The sequence below is a fragment of the Devosia sp. genome (assembly GCF_024707125.1).
Taxonomy (GTDB): Bacteria; Pseudomonadota; Alphaproteobacteria; order Rhizobiales; family Devosiaceae; genus Devosia.
Map to the genome: position 1 here is coordinate 411,737 of NZ_JANQAH010000011.1, position 23,288 is coordinate 435,024.

The 23,288-nt window shown below is 61.9% G+C and carries 20 protein-coding genes and 3 pseudogenes; 7 read left to right on the plus strand and 16 right to left on the minus strand.

Translation table 11 applies throughout. The annotated features are described in order from the left end of the window. Together cyoB and cyoA are read right to left on the minus strand one after the other, a co-directional pair. Nucleotides 1-1,998: a cytochrome o ubiquinol oxidase subunit I gene (gene cyoB / locus NVV77_RS16950; protein WP_295415140.1), complete on the minus strand. Its 1,998-nt coding sequence runs from the start codon at nucleotides 1,996-1,998 to the stop codon at nucleotides 1-3. Next, a complete protein-coding gene (cyoA, locus tag NVV77_RS16955; RefSeq protein ID WP_295415141.1) occupies nucleotides 1,995-3,185 on the minus strand; it encodes a ubiquinol oxidase subunit II in 1,191 nt (396 codons plus the stop codon). Before cyoA ends, cyoB begins: the two co-directional genes overlap by 4 nt. Before the next feature lie 202 nt (nucleotides 3,186-3,387). Between cyoA and NVV77_RS16960 the strand changes: the two are divergent. From NVV77_RS16960 to NVV77_RS16975, 4 genes and pseudogenes are all read left to right on the plus strand, one after another. After that, nucleotides 3,388-4,715, plus strand: a pseudogene (locus tag NVV77_RS16960) (MFS transporter). Nucleotides 4,716-4,889: 174 nt separating this feature from the next. Then, nucleotides 4,890-6,170, plus strand: a complete 1,281-nt coding sequence (locus NVV77_RS16965) for a Gfo/Idh/MocA family oxidoreductase (protein ID WP_295415142.1) — start codon at nucleotides 4,890-4,892, stop codon at nucleotides 6,168-6,170. A 100-nt stretch (nucleotides 6,171-6,270) separates the two neighbouring features. Next, nucleotides 6,271-8,001, plus strand: coding sequence for an L-arabinonate dehydratase (gene araD / locus NVV77_RS16970; protein ID WP_295415143.1), 1,731 nt, complete (start codon nucleotides 6,271-6,273; stop codon nucleotides 7,999-8,001). A gap of 15 nt (nucleotides 8,002-8,016) precedes the next feature. Continuing rightward, nucleotides 8,017-8,916 (plus strand): dihydrodipicolinate synthase family protein, encoded by a 900-nt coding sequence (locus NVV77_RS16975; protein ID WP_295415144.1) that lies wholly within the window; start codon nucleotides 8,017-8,019, stop codon nucleotides 8,914-8,916. Between the two features lie 266 nt (nucleotides 8,917-9,182). Here the strand turns inward: NVV77_RS16975 and NVV77_RS16980 are convergent, their stop codons facing one another. The 4 genes and pseudogenes from NVV77_RS16980 to dctP all read right to left on the minus strand — a co-directional run bounded on the left by NVV77_RS16980 (nucleotide 9,183) and on the right by dctP (nucleotide 12,575). After that, nucleotides 9,183-9,614, minus strand: a complete 432-nt coding sequence (locus NVV77_RS16980) for a type II 3-dehydroquinate dehydratase (RefSeq protein ID WP_295415145.1) — start codon at nucleotides 9,612-9,614, stop codon at nucleotides 9,183-9,185. Next, nucleotides 9,611-10,919 (minus strand): annotated as a pseudogene (locus tag NVV77_RS16985) (TRAP transporter large permease). The gene NVV77_RS16980 and the pseudogene NVV77_RS16985 overlap by 4 nt, the downstream one beginning before the upstream one ends. After that, nucleotides 10,916-11,434 (minus strand): TRAP transporter small permease, encoded by a 519-nt coding sequence (locus NVV77_RS16990; protein WP_295415146.1) that lies wholly within the window; start codon nucleotides 11,432-11,434, stop codon nucleotides 10,916-10,918. The pseudogene NVV77_RS16985 and the gene NVV77_RS16990 overlap by 4 nt, the downstream one beginning before the upstream one ends. Nucleotides 11,435-11,522: 88 nt before the next feature. Next, nucleotides 11,523-12,575 carry a TRAP transporter substrate-binding protein DctP gene (gene dctP / locus NVV77_RS16995; RefSeq protein ID WP_367178643.1) on the minus strand — a complete coding sequence of 351 codons (1,053 nt, stop codon included), beginning with the start codon at nucleotides 12,573-12,575 and terminating at the stop codon, nucleotides 11,523-11,525. Nucleotides 12,576-12,705: 130 nt separating this feature from the next. Between dctP and NVV77_RS17000 the strand changes: the two genes are divergently transcribed. Continuing rightward, the gene (locus tag NVV77_RS17000) at nucleotides 12,706-13,392 is read left to right on the plus strand and encodes a GntR family transcriptional regulator (protein WP_295415147.1); all 687 of its coding nucleotides are present in this window, start codon (nucleotides 12,706-12,708) and stop codon (nucleotides 13,390-13,392) included. Here NVV77_RS17000 and NVV77_RS17005 read toward each other — a convergent pair. Together NVV77_RS17005 and NVV77_RS22035 are read right to left on the minus strand one after the other, a co-directional pair. Further along, the gene (locus NVV77_RS17005) at nucleotides 13,383-14,036 is read right to left on the minus strand and encodes a shikimate dehydrogenase (protein ID WP_367178644.1); all 654 of its coding nucleotides are present in this window, start codon (nucleotides 14,034-14,036) and stop codon (nucleotides 13,383-13,385) included. The two genes, NVV77_RS17000 and NVV77_RS17005, sit on opposite strands and share 10 nt — an antisense overlap. After that, complete coding sequence (locus NVV77_RS22035; RefSeq protein WP_367178645.1) at nucleotides 14,033-14,302, minus strand: hypothetical protein; 270 nt, start codon at nucleotides 14,300-14,302, stop codon at nucleotides 14,033-14,035. Before NVV77_RS22035 ends, NVV77_RS17005 begins: the two co-directional genes overlap by 4 nt. A gap of 154 nt (nucleotides 14,303-14,456) precedes the next feature. On the opposite strand from NVV77_RS22035, the gene NVV77_RS17010 reads away from it, so the two are divergent. Then, the gene (locus tag NVV77_RS17010) at nucleotides 14,457-15,137 is read left to right on the plus strand and encodes a TetR/AcrR family transcriptional regulator (protein ID WP_295415148.1); all 681 of its coding nucleotides are present in this window, start codon (nucleotides 14,457-14,459) and stop codon (nucleotides 15,135-15,137) included. 14 nt (nucleotides 15,138-15,151) lie between these two features. On the opposite strand, the gene NVV77_RS17015 is transcribed toward NVV77_RS17010, so the two are convergent. From NVV77_RS17015 to NVV77_RS17030, 4 genes are read right to left on the minus strand one after another with little or no spacing between them, the layout of a single operon-like run. Then, nucleotides 15,152-15,316 (minus strand): hypothetical protein, encoded by a 165-nt coding sequence (locus NVV77_RS17015; protein WP_295415149.1) that lies wholly within the window; start codon nucleotides 15,314-15,316, stop codon nucleotides 15,152-15,154. Continuing rightward, nucleotides 15,317-15,451, minus strand: coding sequence for a hypothetical protein (locus NVV77_RS17020; protein WP_295415150.1), 135 nt, complete (start codon nucleotides 15,449-15,451; stop codon nucleotides 15,317-15,319). Further along, nucleotides 15,448-15,903 (minus strand): GNAT family N-acetyltransferase, encoded by a 456-nt coding sequence (locus tag NVV77_RS17025; protein ID WP_295415151.1) that lies wholly within the window; start codon nucleotides 15,901-15,903, stop codon nucleotides 15,448-15,450. The genes NVV77_RS17020 and NVV77_RS17025 overlap by 4 nt, the downstream gene beginning before the upstream one ends. 9 nt (nucleotides 15,904-15,912) lie before the next feature. Then, the gene (locus tag NVV77_RS17030; protein ID WP_295415152.1) at nucleotides 15,913-16,059 is read right to left on the minus strand and encodes a hypothetical protein; all 147 of its coding nucleotides are present in this window, start codon (nucleotides 16,057-16,059) and stop codon (nucleotides 15,913-15,915) included. Between the two features lie 733 nt (nucleotides 16,060-16,792). Here NVV77_RS17030 and NVV77_RS17035 point away from each other — a divergent pair. Next, the gene (locus NVV77_RS17035) at nucleotides 16,793-18,679 is read left to right on the plus strand and encodes a sugar phosphate isomerase/epimerase and 4-hydroxyphenylpyruvate domain-containing protein (RefSeq protein WP_295415153.1); all 1,887 of its coding nucleotides are present in this window, start codon (nucleotides 16,793-16,795) and stop codon (nucleotides 18,677-18,679) included. A 3-nt stretch (nucleotides 18,680-18,682) separates the two neighbouring features. On the opposite strand, the gene NVV77_RS17040 is transcribed toward NVV77_RS17035, so the two are convergent. The 4 genes and pseudogenes from NVV77_RS17040 to NVV77_RS17055 form a co-directional block, all read right to left on the minus strand. Continuing rightward, entirely contained in the window at nucleotides 18,683-19,411 is a 729-nt protein-coding gene (locus NVV77_RS17040) for an ATP-binding cassette domain-containing protein (protein WP_295415154.1), read from the minus strand. Beyond that, nucleotides 19,408-20,418, minus strand: a complete 1,011-nt coding sequence (locus tag NVV77_RS17045; RefSeq protein WP_295416188.1) for an ABC transporter permease — start codon at nucleotides 20,416-20,418, stop codon at nucleotides 19,408-19,410. Before NVV77_RS17045 ends, NVV77_RS17040 begins: the two co-directional genes overlap by 4 nt. Nucleotides 20,419-20,584: 166 nt before the next feature. Next, nucleotides 20,585-21,545, minus strand: a pseudogene (locus NVV77_RS17050) (substrate-binding domain-containing protein). A 185-nt stretch (nucleotides 21,546-21,730) separates the two neighbouring features. Continuing rightward, nucleotides 21,731-23,272, minus strand: coding sequence for an aldehyde dehydrogenase family protein (locus NVV77_RS17055; protein WP_295415156.1), 1,542 nt, complete (start codon nucleotides 23,270-23,272; stop codon nucleotides 21,731-21,733). Between the last annotated feature and the right edge of the window lie 16 nt (nucleotides 23,273-23,288).

Below are 23,288 nucleotides of genomic sequence, written 5' to 3' on the forward strand. Positions count from 1 at the left end.
TTAGCGGGCTCCGCTCAGCAGGCGCGTGCGTTCGTTCTCGACGTCAGCAACGGCCTCGACCGGGATGTAGTAGTCGCGGTCGTAGTTGAATGTGTGGATGATGGCGGCGCCGATGAGCGCCACGAAGCTCAGGATGGCGAGCCACCACATGTACCAGATCAAGGCAAAGCCAAGCACGACGCTAAGACCGGCGAGGACCACGCCCGTACCGGTATTGCGCGGCATGTGGATCTCCATGAAGTCCTTCGTCGGACGCTGCGCATTCCGCGCCTTCATGTCGGCCCAGGCGTCATTGTCGTGAATGACCGGCGTAAAGGCGAAGTTGTACTGCGGCGGCGGCGAGGATGTCGCCCATTCGAGCGTGCGGCCGTTCCATGGATCGCCCGTCGTATCCCACTCCTTGTTCTTGCCAAGGATCGACACACCGAACTGGATCAGCATGGCACCGATGCCACCCGCGATCACCAGCGCGCCGATGCCGGCGATGATGAACCAGATCTGCAACGACGGGTCATCGAACGTGCGCAGGCGCCGCGTGATGCCCATCAGGCCCAGCACATAGAGTGGACCGAAAGCCAGCCAGAAGCCGACATTCCAGAGCCAGAACGACACCTTGCCCCAGAATTCGTTGAGCTTGTAGCCGAACGCCTTGGGCCACCAGTAGTTGATGCCGGCAAAGATGCCGAACAGCACGCCGCCGATGATCACATTGTGGAAGTGCGCCACGAGGAACAGCGAATTGTGCAGCACGAAGTCGGCGGGCGGCACGGCGAGCAGCACGCCGGTCATGCCACCAATGGTAAAGGTGAGCATGAAGGCGATGAGCCACATCATCGGCAGTTCGAAGCGGATGCGGCCCTTGTACATCGTAAAGAGCCAGTTGAAGATTTTGGCACCTGTCGGGATCGAGATGATCATCGTGGTGATGCCGAAGAACGAGTTGACGCTCGCCCCCGAGCCCATGGTGAAGAAGTGGTGCAGCCAGACGAGGTAGGACAGCACCGTGATCACGACGGTCGCATAGACCATGGACGTGTAGCCAAAGAGGCGCTTGCCCGAGAATGTCGAGGCGACTTCCGAGAAGATGCCGAAGCACGGCAGGATGAGGATGTAGACCTCCGGGTGACCCCAGATCCAGATGAGGTTGATGTACATCATCGGGCTGCCGCCGAAGTCGGCGGTGAAGAAGTTGGTGCCGACATAGCGGTCGAGCGCCAGAAGGGTCAAAACCGCGGTCAGGATCGGGAAGGACGCAACGATCAGAACGTTGGTGCAGAGCGAGGTCCAGGTAAAGACCGGCATCTTCATCATCGTCATGCCCGGTGCGCGCATCTTGATGATGGTCGCGATCAGGTTGACGCCTGACAGGGTCGTCCCCACGCCCGCCACCTGCAGCGACCATATATAATAGTCGACGCCTGAGGCTGGTGAATGCTCGATCCCCGATAGCGGCGGGAAGGCCAACCAACCGGTCTGCGCGAATTCGCCGACAAAGAGGCTCATCATCACGAGTACGGCGCCGCCGGCCGTCATCCAGAACGAGAAATTGTTGAGGAACGGGAAGCTGACGTCGCGCGCACCGATCTGCAGCGGCACGACATAGTTCATGAAGCCCGTGATCAGCGGCATGGCCACGAAGAAGATCATGATCACGCCATGCACGGAGAACAGCTGATCATAGTGGTGAGCGTTGAGGTAACCCTCATAGCCATTGAAGGCGATGGCCTGTTGCAGGCGCATCATCAGGGCGTCAGCAAAGCCGCGCAGCAGCATGACGAGACCGAGCACCATATACATGATGCCGATCTTCTTGTGGTCGACGCTGGTGAACCACTCTTTCCAGAGATAGCCCCAGAGCTTGAAATAGGTCAGCGCACCCAGCACGGCGAGACCACCAATGGCCACGACGATGAAGGTGATGACCACGATTGGTTCATGCAGCGGCAGGACGTCCCAGGTGAGACGCCCGAAAATGAAGGACCAGAATTCGTTTGTCATAGCGCGTCAGCCGAGGTGTTTTGGTTGAAGGCGAGCTTGCCGGCGAGCCAGTCAAGCGCGGGCGCATTGCTCTGCGCGACCATTTCGGGACGGGTCAGACCCTTGCCGACCAGTGGCGTAGCGTTCGGAGCCTTGAGCGCCGGCAGCTTCGCCGTCATGGCAATGGCTTCGTCGGTCGAACAGATCGCGGCGACATAGGTCTTCTGCGGGCCGAAGGGCGAGCGGTTCTTTTCGCCGCCGCCATAGAGTTCCGGCGCCAGGTTATCGATGCCGGCATGGCCAAGTCCGCCCTGCTCGTCGATCGACATCATCTCGCTCACACACATCTTGTCGCGCTCGACGCACATGTTGACGATGGCGGTATAGAGCCCGCTTTCGACACCGGCAAAATGCATCACCGGCACATGTTCGCTCGGCTTTTCGACTTCGAGATAGCGCTGGCGACTGAGCATATCCGGCGAATTGCGAACCTCGGCCACCCAGGCCTCGAATTCACTATCGCTCACGCCCTTGGTCTCAAAGTGCATGCCCGAGAAGCCATGGCCACTATAGTGGGCAGCAATGCCCTTATAGGTACCAGGCTCATTGATCACGCCATGCAACCGGGTCTGCATGCCCGGCATGGCATAGATCTGACCAGCCATGGCGGGAATGTAGAAAGAGTTCATCACGGTCGAAGCGGTCAGCTTGAAGCTGATCGGCCGATCGACCGGCGTCACGAACTCGTTGACCGTGGCAATGTCGTATTGCGGGTAGATGAACATCCACTTCCAGTCGAGCGCCACGACCCCCACTTCGAGGGGCTCGATTTCTGCGACGATCGGCCGGTCCGGACCGAGCCGGCCAAGCTCGCGGTAGGGATCGAGCAGATGGGTCGACACCCAGGTCACCGCGCCAAGACAGATGATGATGGCGAGCGGAGCCGACCAGATCACCAGCTCGAGCTGGGTCGAGTGATCCCAGTTCGGTTCGTACTTGGCATTATTGCCCTGCCGGTATTTGCGCGCGAACAGCACGACCAGCACCATCACCGGAATGATGATGAGCAGCATGAGCACTGTTGCGATGATGATGAGATCGCGCTGCTGCACGGCGACATCGCCTGCAGGCGCCATCACCACGGCATTACAGCCGGCGAGAAGTGGTGCCACCAGGGGCACGAGAAGAAGTTTGGCAAAACGAGACATTGCGGCCCTTGGGAGGAAGACTGCGCTGGTTTGCGGACTACTCTCATGGCACCCTCTGCGCCATCGGACATTTTGTCCACTCGCAAGCGCCCTGTCTTTGATGCAAGACAAGTTCAAACCAGTCCGTAGCGAATGACTGACCGCTTTCTTCCTCCTCCCGGAGAGCGGATCGGAAATTCAATAAAACCAGGAGCTTAGCGACATGGCAGCCTCCACTCCCCAGGTCCCTGAGACTTCAGCCGAACACGACGCACGCCAACTTCACGACACTCACAGACCCGTCGATGCCGGCGAGATCGCCATCGGTGTGATTATTGGTCGCACCTCCGAGTTCTTCGACTTCTTCGTCTATGCCATCGCCTCGGTGCTGGTGTTCCCGACGCTGATCTTCTCCTTTGCCGACCCGTTGACAGGCACGCTCCTTTCCTTCGCCGTCTTCGCCCTGGCCTTCGTCGCCCGCCCGATCGGCACGGCGATCTTCCTCGCCGTCGACCGCCGCTATGGCCGCGGCGTCAAGCTCACCATCGCCCTGATGCTGCTCGGCGTCTCGACCGTGGCCGTCGCTTTCCTGCCCGGCTACGATCAGGTCGGCTGGCTCGCCGTCGCCATTCTCGTCATCTTCCGCATCGGCCAGGGCCTCGCCCTCGCCGGCACCTGGGATGGCCTCGCCTCGCTCCTGGCGCTCAACGCCCCCAGGAAAAGCGCGGCTGGTTCGCCATGGTGCCTCAGCTCGGCGCCCCCATCGGCCTCATCGTTGCCAGCGCTCTTTTTGCCTATCTGTCCTGGGCCCTTTCGGCTGAGGACTTTCTCGGCTGGGGCTGGCGCTATCCATTCTTCGTGGCCTTCGCCATCAATATCGTGGCGCTCTTTGCGCGCCTGCGCATCGTGGTCACGCCCGAATACACCCACCTCTTCGAGAGTGGCGAACTCGAGCCTTCGACGCTGCGCGAGACCATCACCAATGACTGGCGCAATATCGTCATCGGCGCCTTCGCCCCGCTGGCAAGCTTCGCCCTCTTCCACATGGTGACCGTGTTCCCGCTCTCCTATGTGTTCCTCTACACCCAGGAAGTGCCGGCCAATTTCCTTGTCATCGAAATTGCCGCCGCCTGCGTCGGTCTCGTCGCCGTCGTCCTCTCGGGCTATCTCGCCGACAGCATCGGCCGCCGCCAGCTCTTGGGCTATTCGGCTGCCGCCATCGGCGTCTTCAGCATCTTCGCCCCGCTGCTGCTCGGTGCTGGCCAGACCGGCGAAACCATCTACATGATCATTGGTTTCGCCCTGTTGGGCCTCTCCTTCGGTCAGTCCTCAGGCGTCGTCGCCGCCAACTTTACGCGGCTCTATCGCTATACCGGTTCGGCGCTGACTTCGGACCTCGCCTGGCTCTTCGGCGCCGGCTTCGCGCCGCTGGTCGCTCTGCTGCTGTCGAGCAATTTCGGCCTCATCTCCTCGGGTGCCTACCTGCTCTCCGGCGCCGTCTGCACCCTGATCGCGCTCTATCTCAACCGGCACCTCGCCCGCACTAACTAACTGTTTCTACAAACATATTAAGGCGCGCGATCACTCCCGTGGTCGCGCGTTTCGTCTTTTTTGCGTTCCGCCAAAAGAACAAGTGCACGCCGCCAATCTTGTATGGTACATGTAACCGCGCGGCGAAAAGATGAGTCATCTCGCCGTGGTTTTGATGGCATGCGAGGAGCGGAAATGGCCAAGACTTATGCAATCGTGGGCACGGGCGGACGGGCCAGGATGTTCTACGAGGCCATCCTCGGACCTCACAAGGACAATTCCCGCATCGTCGCCCTCTGCGACACCAACCAGACCCGCATGGACTACACCAACCGCGTCTTTACCGAAGAACTCGGCGGCAAGGCAGTCCCGACCTACAAGGCCGGCGATTTCGACAAGATGATCGCCGCCGAGAAGCCCGATTTCGTCATCGTCACCTCAGTCGACCGTACCCACCACACCTACATCATCCGCGCCATGGAACTTGGCTGCGACGTCATCACCGAAAAGCCGATGACCGTCGACAAGGAAAAGTGCCAGGAAATCCTCGACGCCGTCGAGCGCACCGGCCGCAATGTCCGCGTGACCTTCAACTACCGCTATGCCCCGCACAATTCGGCCCTGCGCGAGCTGATCGCCGAAGGCGCCATCGGCACCCCGACCTCGATCCACTTCGAATGGCTGCTCGATACCCGCCACGGCGCCGACTATTTCCGTCGCTGGCACCGCGACAAGCGCAATTCCGGTGGCCTCATGGTCCACAAGTCGACCCACCACTTCGACCTCGTCAATTTCTGGCTCGGCAGCCAGCCCGACACGGTCTTTGCCATGGGCGACCTGAAATTCTACGGCCGTGCCAATGCCGAATCCCGCGGCGTCTTCACGCCCTATACCCGCACCACCGGCGTTGAAGCGGCCAAGAACGACCCCTTCGCCATCGACCTGACCTCGACCCCGGTCCAGAAGTCGCTCTACTGGGACGCCGAGAAGGAAGACGGCTACCAGCGAGACCAGAACGTTTTTGGCGACGGCATTTCCATCGAAGACACGATGAACGTCATGGTCCGCTACCGCAACAAGGCGGTGATGACCTATTCGCTCTACGCTTATGCCCCCTGGGAAGGTTTCAACGTCGCCATCAACGGCACCGGCGGGCGTCTCGAGCTGACCGTGCACGAGAATTCCTACATCAATGCCGGCGCTGGCTCGGAAACCGAAGGCTCCGCCAAGGGTGTGAAGCTCTATCACTTCCCGCTCCATGGCGAGCCGCGCGTCGTCCCGATCAAGCATGCCGAAGGCGGCCACGGCGGCGGCGACAAGATCATGCTCGAAGAAATCTTCGGCAATGCCACGCCGCGTCCGGGCTATGGCGCAAACCATCGCGATGGTGCCCTCTCGATCCTGACCGGCATCGCCGCCAACCAGTCCTTTGCATCCGGCCTGCCGGTCGACGTCAGGACGCTGGTCAAACTCTGACCTTAAAGGGACGCTTTCGTTAGCGCCCCTGCAGCATCGCCAATGCCCTTTGGGAGAATGGGCGGCGATGCTGCGGTCAGGGCCCGAGGAGGAGAAGGCCATGCGGAAGTCAGCCGACCAATTGCGTTCGGCGCGCTGGTTCGCGCCGGACGATCTCAGGAGTTTCGGACACCGCTCGCGGCTGATGCAGCTCGGCTATTCGGAAGCCGATTTCATGGGCAAGCCTGTGATCGGCATCCTCAACACCTGGTCCGAACTCAACGCCTGCCACAGCCACTTTCCGGAACGCGTTGAAGCGGTGAAGCGCGGCGTCCTGGCAGCGGGCGGCTTCCCGGTCGAACTGCCGACGCTCTCGGTCGACGAGAGTTTTACAAAACCCACCTCCATGCTCTATCGCAACCTCCTCGCCATGGAGGCCGAGGAAAACATCCGCTCGCACCCGCTCGATGGCGTTGTCCTGATGGGTGGCTGCGACAAGACCACGCCCGGCCTCGTCATGGGCGGCATCACCGCCAACGTGCCGATGATCTACCTGCCCGCCGGCCCCATGCTGCGCGGCAACTATGCCGGCAAGCCGCTGGGCTCCGGCTCCGACGCCTGGAAATATTGGGACGAACGCCGCGCCGGCAATGTCACCGATGAGCAATGGCAGGGCCTGCAAGGCGGCATCGCCCGCTCTGCCGGCGTCTGTATGACCATGGGCACGGCCTCGACCATGACCGCCATCGTCGACGCCATGGGCCTGACCCTGCCCGGCACCTCCTCGATTCCCGCCGTCGATTCCGCGCACCAGCGCATGGCCGCCGATTGCGGCCGCCGCATCGTCGACATGGCCTGGGATGACCTGACTCCCGCCCATATCGTCACCGAGGCCTCGGTGCGCAATGGCGCCATCGTCGCCATGGCCACCGGCTGCTCGACCAATGCCGTGGTGCACCTGATCGCCATGGCCCGCCGCGCCGGCGTCGATCTCTCGCTCGACGATCTCGACGCCCTCGGCCGCACGACCCCCCTCCTCGCCAATGTCCGGCCCAACGGCCAGGGCTACCTGATGGAGGACTTTTACTTCGCCGGCGGCCTCCGCGCACTGATGACGCAGATCGTCGATCGGCTGCATCTGGGCGCCATCACCGTCAACGGCAAGACCCTCGGCGAAAACCTCGAAGGCGCCGTTGTCTATAATGACGACGTCATCCGTCCCCTCTCGAACCCCGTCTATCACGAGGGCTCACTCGCCGTTCTGCGCGGCAATCTCTGCCCAGATGGCGCCGTCATAAAGCCCGCCGCCTGCGACCCGAAATATTACCGCCACCAGGGCCCGGCGCTGGTCTATGATTCCTACGCCGAGATGAAGGCCACCATCGACGACGAAAACCTCGACGTCACGCCCGACCACGTGCTGGTCCTGCGTAATGCCGGCCCCCTCGGCGGCCCCGGCATGCCCGAATGGGGCATGCTCCCCATTCCCAAGGCGCTGATCAAGCAAGGCCACCGCGACATGCTGCGCATCTCCGACGCCCGCATGTCCGGCACCTCCTATGGCGCCTGCGTCCTCCACGTCGCGCCGGAATCCTATGTCGGCGGCCCGCTGGCTCTCCTCCGCACCGGCGACATCGTCCGCCTCGATCTCGACAATCGCCGGCTCGACATGCTGGTCGCCGAGGACGAATTGGAACGCCGCCGCGCCGCCTGGACCCCGCCTGCTCCGCGCTTCGAACGCGGTTGGGGCTGGATGTATTCCAAACACGTCACCCAGGCCGACAAGGGCTGCGACTTCGACTTCCTCGAACGCGGCTTTGGCGCGGCCGCGGGTGAACCCGACATCTACTGAACCGAAAGGCGCGACATGCGACGCACGCTCGACCAGGCCCTCACCGGCATCTCCGGCATTCTCGTCACGCCCTATGACGGGAACGGCGACATCGCCCCGCAAAAGCTGGTGCCGATCCTCGACCGCGCCCTCGGCGCCGGTCTCCATATGCCGGTGGTCAATGGCAATACCGGCGAATTCTACGCGCTGACGACCGACGAAGCTTCCACCATGGTGCGCGAAGTCGTCGCCCTCGTCGCCGGCCGCGCCCCGGTCCTCGCCGGTGTCGGCCGCGGCATCCGCGACGCTCAGGCCCTGGCCAAAACCTCCGCCAATGCTGGCGCCACCGCCCTCATGGTGCACCAGCCGCCCGATCCCTTCGTCGCCCCCCGCGGTATCGTCGACTACCTGAAAGCCATCGCCGACGCCTCCGGCGGCCTGCCGATGATGCTCTATCTCCGCAACGACGCCATCGGCACAAAGGCCATTGCCGACCTCTGCGCCGTGCCGGGCGTGAAGGGCGTCAAATGGGCAACGCCCAATCCGCTGAAACTCGCCGAAGCCAAGGCGGCCTGCGATCCCGACATCGTCTGGGTCGGCGGCCTCGCCGAAGTCTGGGCCCCTGCCCTCTACGCCGTCGGCGCCCGCGGCTTCACCTCTGGCCTCATCAACGTCTGGCCCGAACGGTCCCTGGCCATCCACGCCGCGCTCGATGCCGGCGACTATGTCAGCGCCAACAAGCTCATCGCCGGCATGAAGGCCTTTGAGGATATCCGCGCCGAAGAAATGAACGGCACCAATGTCACCGGCGTAAAGGCCGCGCTGCAAGCCCTCGGCCGAGATTGCGGTCCAACCCGCCCACCCTCCGCCTGGCCCCTGACCAAGGCGCAGCAGGACAAGCTCGAAGCATTCATCGCGGAGAATGGGCTGCACTAGCAGCAGCCCGCTCCCAATCACCGCCATCACCACCGCCACCGCACGTCATCCTCGGGCTCGACCCGAGGACACTTCACTTAAGACGGCGCAGCAAGTGCAGAGCAGGTCAAGCCCGAGGGTAACGATCTGTGCATGGCGGCAGTTCAGGTGCACGCTCCCCCTCCATCGTCATTGCCGGGCTTGTCCCGGCAATCCATCTCGCCTCCGCATGGACCACCGGGACAAGCCCGGTGGTGACGATGGTTGAGAGTATCAGGCCGGCCAAATCAGTCCCTCACCAGCCGCAACAACGCCACCAGCGCCGCCTCATACCCATAAGCCCCAAGCCCCGCGATCACCGCGTCCGCCCGCATCGACACATAAGACTTATGGTAGATCTGCTCGCGCTTGTGGATATTGGAAATATGCAGCTCGATCACCGGCCCCTCGAACATTTTCAGGGCATCGAGCAGCGCCAGTGAGGTGAAGGTGAAGGCGGCGGGATTGATGACAATCCCTGCCCCCTCATCGATCGCCTCATGCACCAGCCCGATCAGCGTCTCTTCGCTATTCGTCTGCCGGAAGATGATCGGCCGATCACCAATCACCTTTCGGCAATTCTCCTCGATCTCGGCGAGCGTCGTCGTGCCATAGATATGCGGCTCACGCTTGCCCAGACGATTGAGATTGGGCCCATTCAGCACATAGACCGGCTTCATGGCGTGACACCCGCATAGCCGAACATGCGCGGCAGCCAGAGCACCGTTTCCGGCACGAAGGTGAAGACGATCAGCGCCCCAATCAGCGACCACAGGAAGGGCATGACATCGCCGATGATCGCCCGCATGGGCGAGCCCGATATGCGCGTCATGATGAAGAGCAACAACCCATAGGGCGGCGTGATCAGCCCCAGCATGATGTTGACCACCGCCACGACACCGAAATGCACCATGTCGATACCCAGCGCTTGTGCGGTCGGGATCAGCACCGGCACGATGACCAGCAGGATCGTCGTCCCCTCCAGCACACAGCCGAGCACCAAGAGGATGATATTGACGATGATCAGGAAGGTGACGGGGTTGAGATCCCACGAAAGCAGGATGGCGCTGATGGTGCGCGGAATGTTTTCCACCGTCACCACATAGTTGAACACCAGCGCCCCGGCGATCAGCATGCCGATGGAGGCCGTGGTCTTGGCGCTGGTGAGCACCGATTGATAGAGCTCCGGCGCTTTCACTGCGCGATAGATGAAGGCCGAAACCAGCAGCGCATAGGCGGCAGCCACAGCGGCAGCTTCGGTCGGCGTGGTGATACCGCCATAGATGCCATACATCAGCACCACGGGCATGAAGAGCACCGGCAGCGCTTCCCAGGTCATCTTGGGCAACTTGCGCAGCGGCACGGGCTCTTCAACCGGAAAGTTCTTGATCCGCGCCGTAATGGCGATCTGCACCATCATGACGCCAGCCATGAGCAGGCCCGGCACCACGCCGCCCAGGAACAGGTAGCCGATGGACGTATCGGCCACGAGCGCATAGAGCACCATGGGAATGGAGGGCGGAATGATCGGCCCAATCACCGCCGTGACAGCGGTCAGCGCAGCAGCATAGGGGGGTATATTTCCCGTCCTTGGTCATCATGTGCTGCATCATCTTGCCCGAGCCAGCGGCATCGGCCACGGCCGAGCCCGACATGCCGGCAAAGACGATCGACTGCAGCACATTGACCTGCGCGAGACCGCCGCGGAAGCGGCCGACCAGCGCGTCACACCACTTCAGCAGGCGATCGGACAGCGTGCCCGAATTCATGATCTCGGCCGCGAGAATGAACAGCGGCACGGCCAGCATGATGTAGTTGGAATACATGCCATTGAGGAACTGCTCGGCGACAATGCCGGGGTCCTGTCCGCGCATGAAGAGATAGAGGACAGACCCGCAGATCATGGCGAGACCCATGGGCAGGCCGAGAAAGGCCAGGACCGTGAGAAGGCCAAGAGAGAGGCCGAAGGCCAGAGAAATCGTCATACGCCGGAACTCGCCTTGGTGGGGTCGAACTCGTTCGCCTTGCTGCCCCATACCGCCTGATAGGCGAGGTAAAGCTGGCGCACGATCATGGCGACCGCGAAGATGCCGTAGATGGAATAGAGGTAGTCGAAGCGGATTTTCAGATACGCCGTCTTCTCGACTTTCATGAAAGCAATGTAGTCGATGACCGCGGGCAGCGAGATCGAGAACAGCACGACCAGCGACAGGCTACTGACGAGCACCATGACCCGGCGCGTGCGCGGTCCTGCGGCGCTGTAGAGAATATCGAAGCGGATTTCCTCGCTGTCGCGCACGACAAAGGCGGTGCCGAACAGCACCATCCAGAGCCACATCATGACGCTGATCTCATGCGTCCAACCGATCGGCAGGTTCAGCAGATAGCGGAAGACGATCTGGATGATGAAGACCACGAACATGGTCGCCAGCATGGCCGCAAGCAAGTTTTCGGCGCGGGCATAAAGCCATCGGCCGATTGAATGGAAAGAGGTGGGCATGGTGGGCTCCCGCTACCGGTCTCGCCGACCGGTACATTTCAAGTGGGGCGGCACCGGCTGGCGGCGCCGCCCCTGGCGGAGGAGAGTTTTAGAGCGCGTTGATCTTGTCGACGACGCCTTCCGGCCAGTCCTTGGCCAGATCGCTATCGAGATAGACCTTTTGCGCATGGGCGCGGAACGCGTCGACATCGGGCGTGTTGATGGCAAGGCCAGCGCCCTTGAACTGTTCCACCAGCGCCGCCTCGCGTTCAAGATGCGCCTTCTGGCTGAAGTCGATGGCGGCGGTTGCGGCAGTCGTGAACTCAGCCTGCTGTTCCGGCGTCATCGCGTCCCAGGCACTCTTGGAAATCACCAGAAGGTCAAAACCGACGAGATGCGAGGTGAGGACGATCTGGTCCATCACTTCGTAGAACTTCATGTTTTCAACGTTCGGGAGCGGATTGTCCTGGCCGTCGATAGCGCCAGTCTGGAGGCCGGTATAGACTTCGGCATAGGCCATGGGCGTCGGATTGGCGCCGAGCGAAGTCCCGAGGAACTGCCAGGCATCGCCGCCGGGCATGCGCAGCTTGATGCCGGCCATATCGGCTGGCGTCTTGATTTCCTTGTCGCCGCGCAGCCCCACCTGACGGGCACCGAAATAGGTCGGCCCGAGAATGTGGATGCCAAGCTGTTCTTCGGCCATCTTCTTGAATTCGGCGCCGACATCGCTGTCAAAGAAGGTGCGCAGGTGGTCCGCATCGCGGAAGAGATAGGCCGAGGTAAGAACCGACCAGGCCGGGATCTGGTTGGAAATATCCTGCGGGGCGATATTGCCCATTTCGAGATTGCCGCGCTGCAGCGCGACAAGCTCAGTGCCCTGCTTGAAGAGATTGCCGCCATAGTAGGGTTCGAGCGTGGCGATATCGGCAACGCAATCTGCGAGCCCAGGAGCTGGGTCATCTCGGCGCGAATATCCTGCTCGGAGAAGACGGCGGAGAAGCGCAGCACAGGCTTGTCCTGCGCCATGGCCGGAAAAGCGGCCGCCAGCAGAAGCCCGCCGACCATAAGGGCGCGGCGCGAAAGCAAAAGGTTCATATCTATTCCTCCCTTGGGGGAATACCCCCGTTCCGGATTGTCCGGGACGGCCAATGGTCCTCTCCATCGGCTTGGCGTCACTTTGTACGAACTAGTACGTTCATGTCAACCATGGCTGAGACTCTTTGTTCAGGTCTCTTTCATTTCACCATTGGTTTTCGTATATATCAGATATTCCCGATTTTACCAGATGAATGATGATGACCGGACCTGAGGCGGAAAACGAGCAGACAATCGGCGAAGCGACCTATCTGCGCCTGCGCGCCGACATCATCGCCTGCCGACTGGCACCGGGGCAGAAACTCAAGCTCGAACCCCTGCGCGAAACTTACGGCGTCGGCGTCAGCACGCTGCGCGAAATCCTCAATCGGCTGGCGAGCGAAGACCTGGTGGTCGCCGAGGGACAAAAGGGATTCTTCGTCGCCCCGGCGACGGCTGCTGACCTGCGCGAAATCGCCGACCTCCGCCTGCTACTCGAAAGCCACGCCTTGCAACTCTCGTTCCGCCGGGGCGATCTCGAATGGGAGGGGCGCGTCGTGGCCGCCCACTACAAGCTCGCCACCATCGAAAAGCAGTTGCTGGCCGGCGAGGCCAAGCAGACCAGCGATTGGGTGCGCTACGATTTTGCCTTCCACAATGCGTTGATCTCGGCCTGCGGCTCAAAAGCCCTGCTCGATCTCCATGCGGCGATCTTCGACCGGTTCCTCCGCTACCACATGCTGGCCGTCAGTTTTCGCGGTGTCGGCGTGGTGGATGACCACAAGGCCATGTTCGAACTGGCGCTGGCGCGCAACATAGATGGCGCGCTGGCCATGCTGGCAAGCCACGTCAATCGGGGCGTCGAACATGTGTTGGGAACCGGCCGCCTCAGCACTCAGGCATAGGCAGCAAAGGTTTTGGCCATTTCCCCGGCATCCGGCTCCGTGCCAGAAAACAGGCGGAAGGCGCGCACGGCCTGATAGACGGCCATGCCGCCACCCGGCAGGACGCGACAGCCAAGTGCCCGTGCCGCTTTGATCAACTCGGTCTCGCGCGGAAAATAGATGATGTCGGCCACCCATTGATGTGGCTTGAGCAGGGCCGGATCAAAGGGCACGCCCGGCAGCTTCTCCATGCCCACTGGTGTTGCATTGACGATCCCCGCTGCAGACCCCACGACTTCGGCGAACCGGTCCGGCGCGAGCGCCCGCGTCAGGGTGCCATTGGCGCACGCCACCTGGCCGGCGAGAGCCTCGGCCCGTTCCAGATCCACATCGATGATATCGATCTGCATAGCGCCGAGTTCGGCGAGGGCCTGCGCGACAGCCGCTCCAGCCCCACCGGCGCCCACCTGAACCACGTGATTGACCGGCACAACGCCGAGCCCCTGGCGCAGGCTTTGGGCAAAACCGTAGCAATCGGTATTGTGCCCCGTCGCCCCAAAAGCGTTGAACACCACTGTATTGACCGCGCCGATGGCCGAGGCTCCGCCGGAGAGTTCATCGAGCAGCGGAATGATCGCCTGCTTGAACGGATAGGTGACATTCACCCCCCAAAGCCAAGTTGCTGAACGGCATCGAGAACACTGCCGAGATCGGCGTCTTCGAGCCCCAATCGGTCGAAATCAATGAGGTCGTAGCGATAGCCAAGCCCCAGTCGCCGACCCTCGGCCTCATGCATGATCGGGGTCAGCGACGCCCCGATGCCACGCCCGAGCAGCCCGATATGCACGCCCGGCCCGGGAGCAACCGTAGTGGCGCGCTCGCCCTCGACATACGCCAGGGCTTCGCGCACGCGATCAATGTGACTGGGCAAAGGTCCTGCTCCCTCAAGCGGGGGCCTCAACACCCTTCCGCTCTTGTTTTCGTGCTCGCCTCGCCGCTACAAACGATCTCAGGCGATTTGCCCCACAATGTACGAACTGGTTAGTTTAGTCAATTCTGGGGTTCGAGGAGAAAGGCTTATTGCCATGTCGGATTCCGAGGCCCCGCTGACCAAGGCGGGTCGCAAGGTGCCAACGCGCCAGCAGGACCCGGAAGGGACGCGCCAGAACATCATCGAAGTGGCGAGCCAGGAATTCGCGCTCAATGGCCTCTCCGGCGCCCGCATCGACGAAATCGCCGCCAAGACGCGCTCGAGCAAGCGCATGATCTACTACTATTTTGGCGACAAGGAGGGGCTCTACCTCTCCGCCCTCGAAAACGCCTATGCCGAAGTGCGCGAAGGCGAAGCCAAGCTCGACATCGCCGGTCTCTCCCCCATCGAAGGCCTCAAGCGCCTCGTGGAGTTCACTTTCGAGCACCACCACCAGCACGAAGACTTCATCCGCATGGTGATGATCGAAAACATCCACCACGGCGAATTTTTGGCCCGCTCCAACCTCGTGCGCGACCTCAACGTCACCGCCATCGCCCATATCCGCGACCTCTACGAGCGTGGCCTTAGGGACGGAAAATTCCGAGAAGGTCTCGATCCCCTCGAAATCCACTGGCAGATTTCGGCGCTCTGCTTCTTCAACGTCTCCAACCGCGCGACCTTTTCGCAATTGTTCGGCCGCGATTTCGGCGCGGAAGAGTCTCAGCAGCGACTGAAGGCGAACACCGTGGAAATGGTCCTGCGCTTCGTCGCGAAACCCGAAGCGGTGAAATGACAAAAGCCTGCCCCTCAGGGCAGGCTTCCTGCGTCGATCATTTCCACCATGGTGCCGATGCCAATGGCGAAGAGCACCAGTGCCATCAGGATAAGCACGGCGAGTACGCCACGCTCCAGATCGCTATCCAGCCAACGGTTGCGTCTGCCGCGGCTCTGCCAATGTCTCCAGTAGCGCATTTATCCCGCCACCCAGACAACCAGCCCGGCAAGAACGCAGAAGGGCACGCAGATGAAGAGGACGATCAATCCCGCCCCCTTGTCCGTATCGCGCGCATGCCTGTCGGCAAGCGGCTCAAGATGCTGGGGGCTCATGATGCACCCAGCTGCAGGCGCAACTCGCCACCTTTCACGGCGACAAAGCCACTCTTTCCAAGCAGGGCCTGCAAATCGGTGGCCCCGGCGGGAACATGGGCGACGACAGCGCTGGCGCCGGCGATTTCGGCACGGGCAATGCTGGTTTCGAGCAGCAGCCGGCCGATGCCGCGATGCCGCGCCGAAGCTTCGACACCGAGCCAGGCAAGCCGCGCAACATCGGCCCCCTTATGATGCCAGGTCACAATGGCACCCACCAGAAGCTGGCATTCGGTCGCGACCAGCACATGGGCATCTTCTGCCTGTAGCAGGGTCTGCCAGATCGGATGCTCGCCACCCAGGCCACCGGGCAGCCGCTCCGACAATGCCCAGAGCGTATGCACATCGCCAGGCCGCCCGTCATGCAGGCGCGCAAAGGTTTCGAGGTGTGTCATGGAAAGAGCGAGGGACATGGCGCGACCTCACAAACCGCTGAAGAAAGCGACGGCGACGAGGCCCGCCAGCACAATCGAACAGGTGATCAGAACAAACTTGCCCCCCGCGGCTTCATAGGGACGGCCGACAGTTTCATGGTCGCGATAGTAGAAGAGGTAGTACGGCGGACGCATGGGCTTGCACTCCATATTGGTTGCAAGGGGAACCTAGGTCCGGTGCGCGTAAAATTTCCATTCGAGATGCAGGCGGCGAGATAAAGCCCGCATAAGGTTTGGCCCCACCGACCGTCATCCTAGGGCCCGACCCGAGGACATTTCACTTACCCACGGCGTCGCGAGTTCAGAGCCCTCGGGTCAAGCCCGAGGGTGACAACCTAGGATAAGGCCCCCGCCCTTTAATCCCTCCTCACAAGGGGAAGACGAAGGAACTGTGAGCGCGAGCCAAGCGCCTCCCTCCCCCTTGTGGGGAGGGAACGAGGGCGGGGGCTTCGAGCCCCCGAACGAACGCCGACGTCTCAGTTTTCCCGTGTCATCTCCGCGAAAGCGGGGATCTCCGTCGTCGAACAGGGATTCCCGCTTCCGCGGGAATGACACCGTGGAAGAATGGCTTCCCCACAGCGTGACAACCACCGCCTCCCCAAGCCTTCCACCTTCTTCCACCGCGACCACCGTTCAAGCTGCTCGTGTTCACAGCGCGTTCCCACCGTTGCCTCCACTCACTGTCAACTCTTCCCTCCCAGGCTCCTGCTCTCCCCTTCCCCCTTCCCACTTCCCACTTCCCTCTCCCCTCTCCCCTCTCCCCCATTCCCCATTCTCCTCCTTCCCCGATCCCAATCCCCAATCCCCAATTGACCGATGCCCCTCGCGCCCATATTTTGTACGAACTAGTTCGTTCAGGAATTTTGCAATGAAGACCTCGATTGCGACTGTCTCGATCAGCGGCGATCTCAGAGAAAAACTCGAAGCCATTGCAGCGGCCGGCTTCGACGGCGTCGAGATTTTCGAGAACGACTTTCTCGCCTATGACCGCAGTCCCGCCGACGTGCGCAGAATGGTTGCCGACCTCGGCCTCGACATCACCCTCTTCCAGCCCTTCCGAGACTTCGAAGGCCTGCCCGAACCCCAACGCCGACAGGCCTTTGAGCGAGCCGAACGCAAGTTCGACCTGATGGAAGAGCTCGGCGCGCCCCTGATGCTCGTCTGCTCCAGCATCGCCCCCGCAGCCCTCGGCGGCATCGACCGCGCCGCCGCCGACTTCCGCGAACTGGGCGAGCGCGCGGCAAAGCGCGGCCTGAAGGTCGGCTACGAGGCCCTTGCCTGGGGCCGCCACGTCAACGACCATCGCGACGCCTGGGAGATCGTTCGCCGCGCCGATCATCCCAATGTCGGCCTCATCCTCGACAGCTTTCACTCCCTGTCGCGAAAGATCGATCCCGACACGATCCGCTCCATTCCCGGCGACAAGATTTTTATCGTCCAGCTCGCCGATGCCCCCGCGCTCGACATGGACCTCCTCTATTGGAGCCGCCACTTCCGCAATATGCCCGGCGAAGGCGACCTGCCCGTCGTCGACTTTGCCGGCGCCGTCGCCGCGACCGGCTACAATGGCCCGCTCTCCCTCGAAATTTTCAACGACCAGTTCCGCTCTGGCTCCCCGCGCACCATCGCGCTCGATGGCCATCGCTCGCTGGTCTTCCTCATGGATCAGGTGCGCGAGGCCGAACCCGAAGTCGTGCCCGCCGCCGACGCTCTGCCCCCACGCGTCGCGGTGAAAGGCGTCAGTTTCGTCGAGTTCACCGCCGACGAAACCGAAGCCGAAACGCTGCGCACCATGCTCGGCCAATTGGGCTTTGCCCGCACCGGCAAACACCGCAGCAAGAGCGTCGAGCGCTTCAGCCAGGGCGATATCAACATCGTCGTCAACACCGAGCGCGAAGGCATGGCCCACGCCGCCTATCTCACTCATGGCACCTCGGCCTATGCCATGGGCCTCAAGGTGGAAGACGCCAACGCCACACTCGCCCGCGCCAAGGCACTCGATGCCCAACCTTTCGCCCAGCGCGTCAATCCCGGCGAACTGACCATCCCTGCCATCCGTGGCATTGGCGGCGGCCTGCTCTACTTCCTCGATGACCAGTCCGACCTCGCAAAGGTCTGGGACGTCGAGTTCGAACCCGAGCCCACCAGAGCTGCGAACGCCAGCCTCACCCATTTCGACCACATCGCCCAGACGATGAACTACGAAGAAATGCTGACCTGGATTCTCTTCTACCGGTCCATCTTCGTGGTCGACAAAGGCCCCATGGTCGACGTCGTCGATCCCTCCGGCCTCGTCCGCAGCCAAGTGATCGAGAGCCCCGGCGGCGAACTACGCCTAACCCTCAACGGCGCTGAAAGCCACCGGACCCTTGCTGGCCATTTCATCGCCGAAACATTTGGCTCCAGCGTCCAGCACATCGCCTTTGCCTCGAGCGATATCTTTGCCACCGCCGCTGCGCTCAAGGCGAGCGGCCTGCCAGTTCTCGAGATTTCAAAGAACTACTATTCCGATCTCGAAGCCCGGCTCGGGCTCGACGAGGACATGATCGCCCGCCTCGCCGCCAACAACCTGCTCTATGATCGCGACGCGGGTGGCGAATATTTCCAAATCTACGCCCAGAGTTTTGGCGAAGGCTTCTTCTTCGAAATCGTCGAGCGCCGCGGCAACTATGCCGGCTACGGCGCCGTCAACGCGCCATTCCGGATTGCCGCGCAAAAGCGGGCAATCCGGCCAGCGGAGATGCCGCGGGTCTAGACGCTAAGTCAGCACCACGTGCTGCGTCAGTTCCTCGATCGTCGTATCGGCCTTCGCGACATCGAAGACCTTCGTGCCATGGCTCATGATCACGAAGCGATCGCAGACCTGATAGGCGTGGTAGAGATTATGCGTCACCAGCACGCTCGAAACGCCCTCGGCTTTCAACTTCAGCACCTGATTAAGCAGCGCCTCCGTCTCGCGCACCGATAGAGCCGAGGTTGGCTCATCGAGCAGCAATACGCGCCGCTTGAAGAACACAGCCCGCGCAATCGCCACGGCCTGTTTCTGCCCGCCCGAAAGATCGCCCACGAGCTTGTCCGGACTATCGATACCCGAAATATGCACGGCGCTTTCCAGCACCTGCATGGCGATCTCGCGCATCTTCTTAAGGTTCAGGAACCCGAAGCGATCCGTCAGCTCGCGCCCAAGGAAGATGTTTCGCGAGATCGAGAGGCAATCGACCAGCGCCGTGTTCTGGTAGATCGTCTCGATCCCCGCCTCGGCGCTATCGCGACGATTGGCAAAGGTTTGTCGCTGTCCATCCACCGAGATATAGCCCGAGCTCGGCTGATGAATGCCCGAGATCATGTTGACCGTCGTCGACTTCCCGGCGCCGTTGTCGCCGAGGAGCCCAACGACCTCGCTATGCCCAACCTGAAACGACAGGTCGTTCAGTGCCTTCAGTGGCCCAAAAGTCTTGTTGATGTTGTGCAGTTCCAGCAAGCTCATGACTCGGCTCCCCGGCGATCAAGACCGTGATTGAAGATCGAGGCAGCAACGATCAGCGTGGCGATGAACATGTCGAGATAAAAACCCGGCGCGCGCATCAGCAGCAGCACGTCGGTAATGGTGAAGATCAGCATCACCCCGAGGAACACGCCGAGGATCGAGCCGCGTCCGCCACGGAGAGAAAGCCCACCGATGACGCAGGCCGCGATGGCCTGAAGCTCCAGCCCCGCCCCCTGCCCCGGCTGCACCGAGCCGACGCGCGTCGTCGCCAGGATGCCAGCAAAGGCCGCCATGAACCCGGCAATGGCAAAGGCGATCATCTTGATCCGCCCGGTATTGACGCCGATGGCGGTAGCCGCAGCCCTATTGCCGCCCGTTGCAAAGATGTGGTTGCCCAGCCGATGCCGATGCAGCAGCGCCCAGAAAACCAGGCACAGCCCGATGAACCAGATGAAAGCGGCGTTGATGCCGAAGATGGTGCCGGAGAACAGCGCATTGAACACCGGGTTCGGATCGAACCGCACCTGCACCGCGCCATTGATCAGCAAGACGGCCCCGCGCCAGAACAGCAGACCGCCTAGCGTGACGATAAAGCTTGGCAGATGAAATCTAAGGGTAAGAAACCCGTTGCCAAGTCCGATGACTGCACCGACCAGCAGCCCAACAGGCGCGGCGAGAAACGCGTCGACGCCCGCGCCCACCAGCATAGCCATGATAACGGCGGTCAGCGTGTAAACCGAGCCGATGGAGAGATCGAACTCCCCGGCGATCATCAGGACGCCAGCCCCGAGCGCGAGGCAGCCGAGCACCGGCACCGAGCGCATCATGATGCCCATATTGGCCGATGAGAGATAACGGAAGTCGTCGGGGAACAAGAGCCCGGCGACGATGCAGCCAAGCTGCACGACGAGGAAAACCAGCAGAATGGCGCCCGCCGGCATGCTGAGAAGGCTATGGAGCCACTCTCCTGCCGAGCGCCGGGGCGCGACGGCCCGGTCATGGGTCATATCGGTCACGTTTTTATCCAGTTGTTTAAGCACTCAGCGCCCATGCCCTTCCTTCACCGCGTCATTCCCGCGAAAGCGGGAATCTCGGGATGCAGCGGCAGGGATTCCCGCTTTCGCGGGAATGACGCCGTGGAAAATGGGTGGGGCCAAAGCCCCACCCGGACGATCAGCGATAGGAGCCGATGAGCGGCTTGACGGTGCCGATGCGGCCCTGGTCGAGGAACGCACCCTGACCGGTGTCGACATCGGTCGGCGTCAGGCCATAGCGCGCAGCCATGGCGATTTGGGCGATCGGATAGTAGCCCTGCAGGTAAGGCTGCTGGTCCATGGTCGCGAACATCGCGCCAGACCTCGACTGCGTCGGCGATCTCAACAGCAAGGTCGAAGCCACCAAACGGCACTTCCACGCCCGCATCCTTGATGGCGCCAGCGCCAACCGTAGAGGTCACCGAACCGGTGCCGAACACGGCCTTGATATCCGGATTGGCGATCAGCGCCTGCGCCATGATGTTCTGCGCTTCGGCGGGATCAAGACCGGCACGCACCGTCTCAACCTTGATGCCATGTTCACCCATCGCCTTTTCGATGCCGCCGCCACGCGCAACGGCAAAGCTTGCCTCCGGAATTTCGCGCGGATTGAAGACCGTGTCGCCTTCCTTGAGCCCAAAAGCCTCGATCATGCGGATGCCGAGTTCATAGCCGCTATCGAACTCGTTCATACCGACATAGGCCTGGCGGCAATTGCCGGCTGCGCCTTCGAGGTCGTCATTGTTGAAGCCGATAACCACGACGCCGGCTTCGACAGCCGCGCAGATGCTGTCGTCAAAGGCGTCGGACGACGAAATGGCAACCGCGATACCATCAACGCGCGTTGCCACAGCGGTATCGATCAGGTCGTTCTGGCGCACCGGATCGTTATTGGCATATTGCACGTCGAGATCGACGTTGAAGGCGGCGGCGGCGTCTTGAGCGCCCTTCACCACCGGGTTGAAGAACTGCACGCTGGGATCGAGATAGATGATCATGGTCGCCTTGACGGGTTCCTGATCCTGCGCCAGCGCGCCGCCGACGGTTGCGAACAGGGCGCAACCGGCCAGCAGAGCGGCTTTTGACTTGGTCAACTTCATCGCTTAATCCTCCCTTTGGATTGTGGCGGGCCCTCCTCAGGTCCCGCTTCGGGCGGCGTGCTCCGACCAAAGATTGCGCCGCCAGATTCTGGCATTCCCACCACGTCATCTCCGCGAAAGCGGAGATCTCCCTCCTCAGGTGAGATTCCCGCTTTCGCGGGAATGACGCCGTGGGCGTATTCCTCCTAGTGCTCGAACCAGGGTTCACCGCGCCCAAGGGTCATGTGCAGACCCTTGAACTGCGAATATTCATCAAAGCCATAGCGGCCGAGTTCGCGACCGACGCCGCTCATCTTGTAGCCACCGATAGGCATTTCCGGCGTTCCATCGATCACCGAATTGATCCAGCACCGCCCCGCCCGCAGTTTTCGCGTCGTCTGGATCGCCGTCTCGAGATCGCGCGACCACACGCCAGCCGAAAGGCCAAACGGCGTGCCATTGGCAAGAGCGACAGCCTCCTCCGGCGTGTCGAAACCAATGGTGGCGAGCACCGGCCCAAAAATTTCCTCCTGCGCGATCCGCATGTCGGGGCGCACTTTGTCGAAAACCGTCGGGGCAAAGAAATTTCCCGAACCTTCGTCGATCTTTTCCCCACCCAGCAGCAGCTCGGCGCCATCTTCCAGACCAGCCGCCACGTAGCCCGCAACCTTGTGGAGATGCGGCACGGACACCATTGCGCCATAGCGGGTCGTGGCGGCCAGCGGGTCGCCGAACGGCAGGCGACGCGAGAGATCGAGCAGCCGCTCGAGCAAGGCCGGACGGATGGAATTTTCGACAATCAGCCGGCTGCCCGAAATGCAGCACTGACCAGCATTGTGAAAAACGCCATAGGCAATGCCATCGGCCGCAGCCTCAAGATCGGCATCAGCAAAAACGATCTGCGGCCCCTTGCCACCAAGTTCGAGCCCGACGCGCTTCACATTGGCAGCCGCAATGCCGGCCAACTGCGTACCCACTCGCACCGAGCCAGTAAAGGCGACCATGTCGACGCGCGGATCTTCAGCCAGGATCTGCCCCACCTCCGGCCCATAGCCGGTGATGACGTTGAAAACGCCGGCCGGCAGCCCCGCCTCAAGCGCGATCTCGGCAAGGCGGATCGTCGTACCCGAAGTGAATTCGCTCGGCTTCACGACAACCGTGCAGCCCGCCCCCAGCGCCCACGGAACCCGCTCGGACACGATGATGAAGGGGAAATTCCACGGGGTGATGATGCCCACCACCCCAGCCGGCTCGCGCAGCACGAGACCAAGCCGATTGGTGCCGATGGCATTATGCGTATCGCCTTCGAGCCCGCGACACTGGCCAGCGGCATAGGTCCACAAATCAGCGCAATAGCCGATCTCGCCGCGCGCCTGGTTGATCGGCTTGCCCGTCTCCAGGCATTCAATCAGCGCCAGCTCATCCTGATGCTTCAATATCCCCTGCACGATCGCATGGAGGATGGTGGAGCGCTCGGCCCCGCTCATCCGCCCCCAGGGGCCATTGTCGAAAGCGACACGCGCAGCACCAATCGCCCGCGAAGCATCTTCCGTCGTCCCAGCCGGCCATACGCCGATGACCTTGCCCCGATGCCCGGGGCTCTCGCGCTCCACCACCTTTCCGGACACCGACTCTACGGATTTGCCGTCGATAACCATGCGATAGGCGCGTTTACTCGCAAGGCGCGGATCACTAAGATTCGGAACGGCAAAATTGTCCTGAAAGCTGGATTGACTTGTTATGGCCATGGCGGACTGACCCACC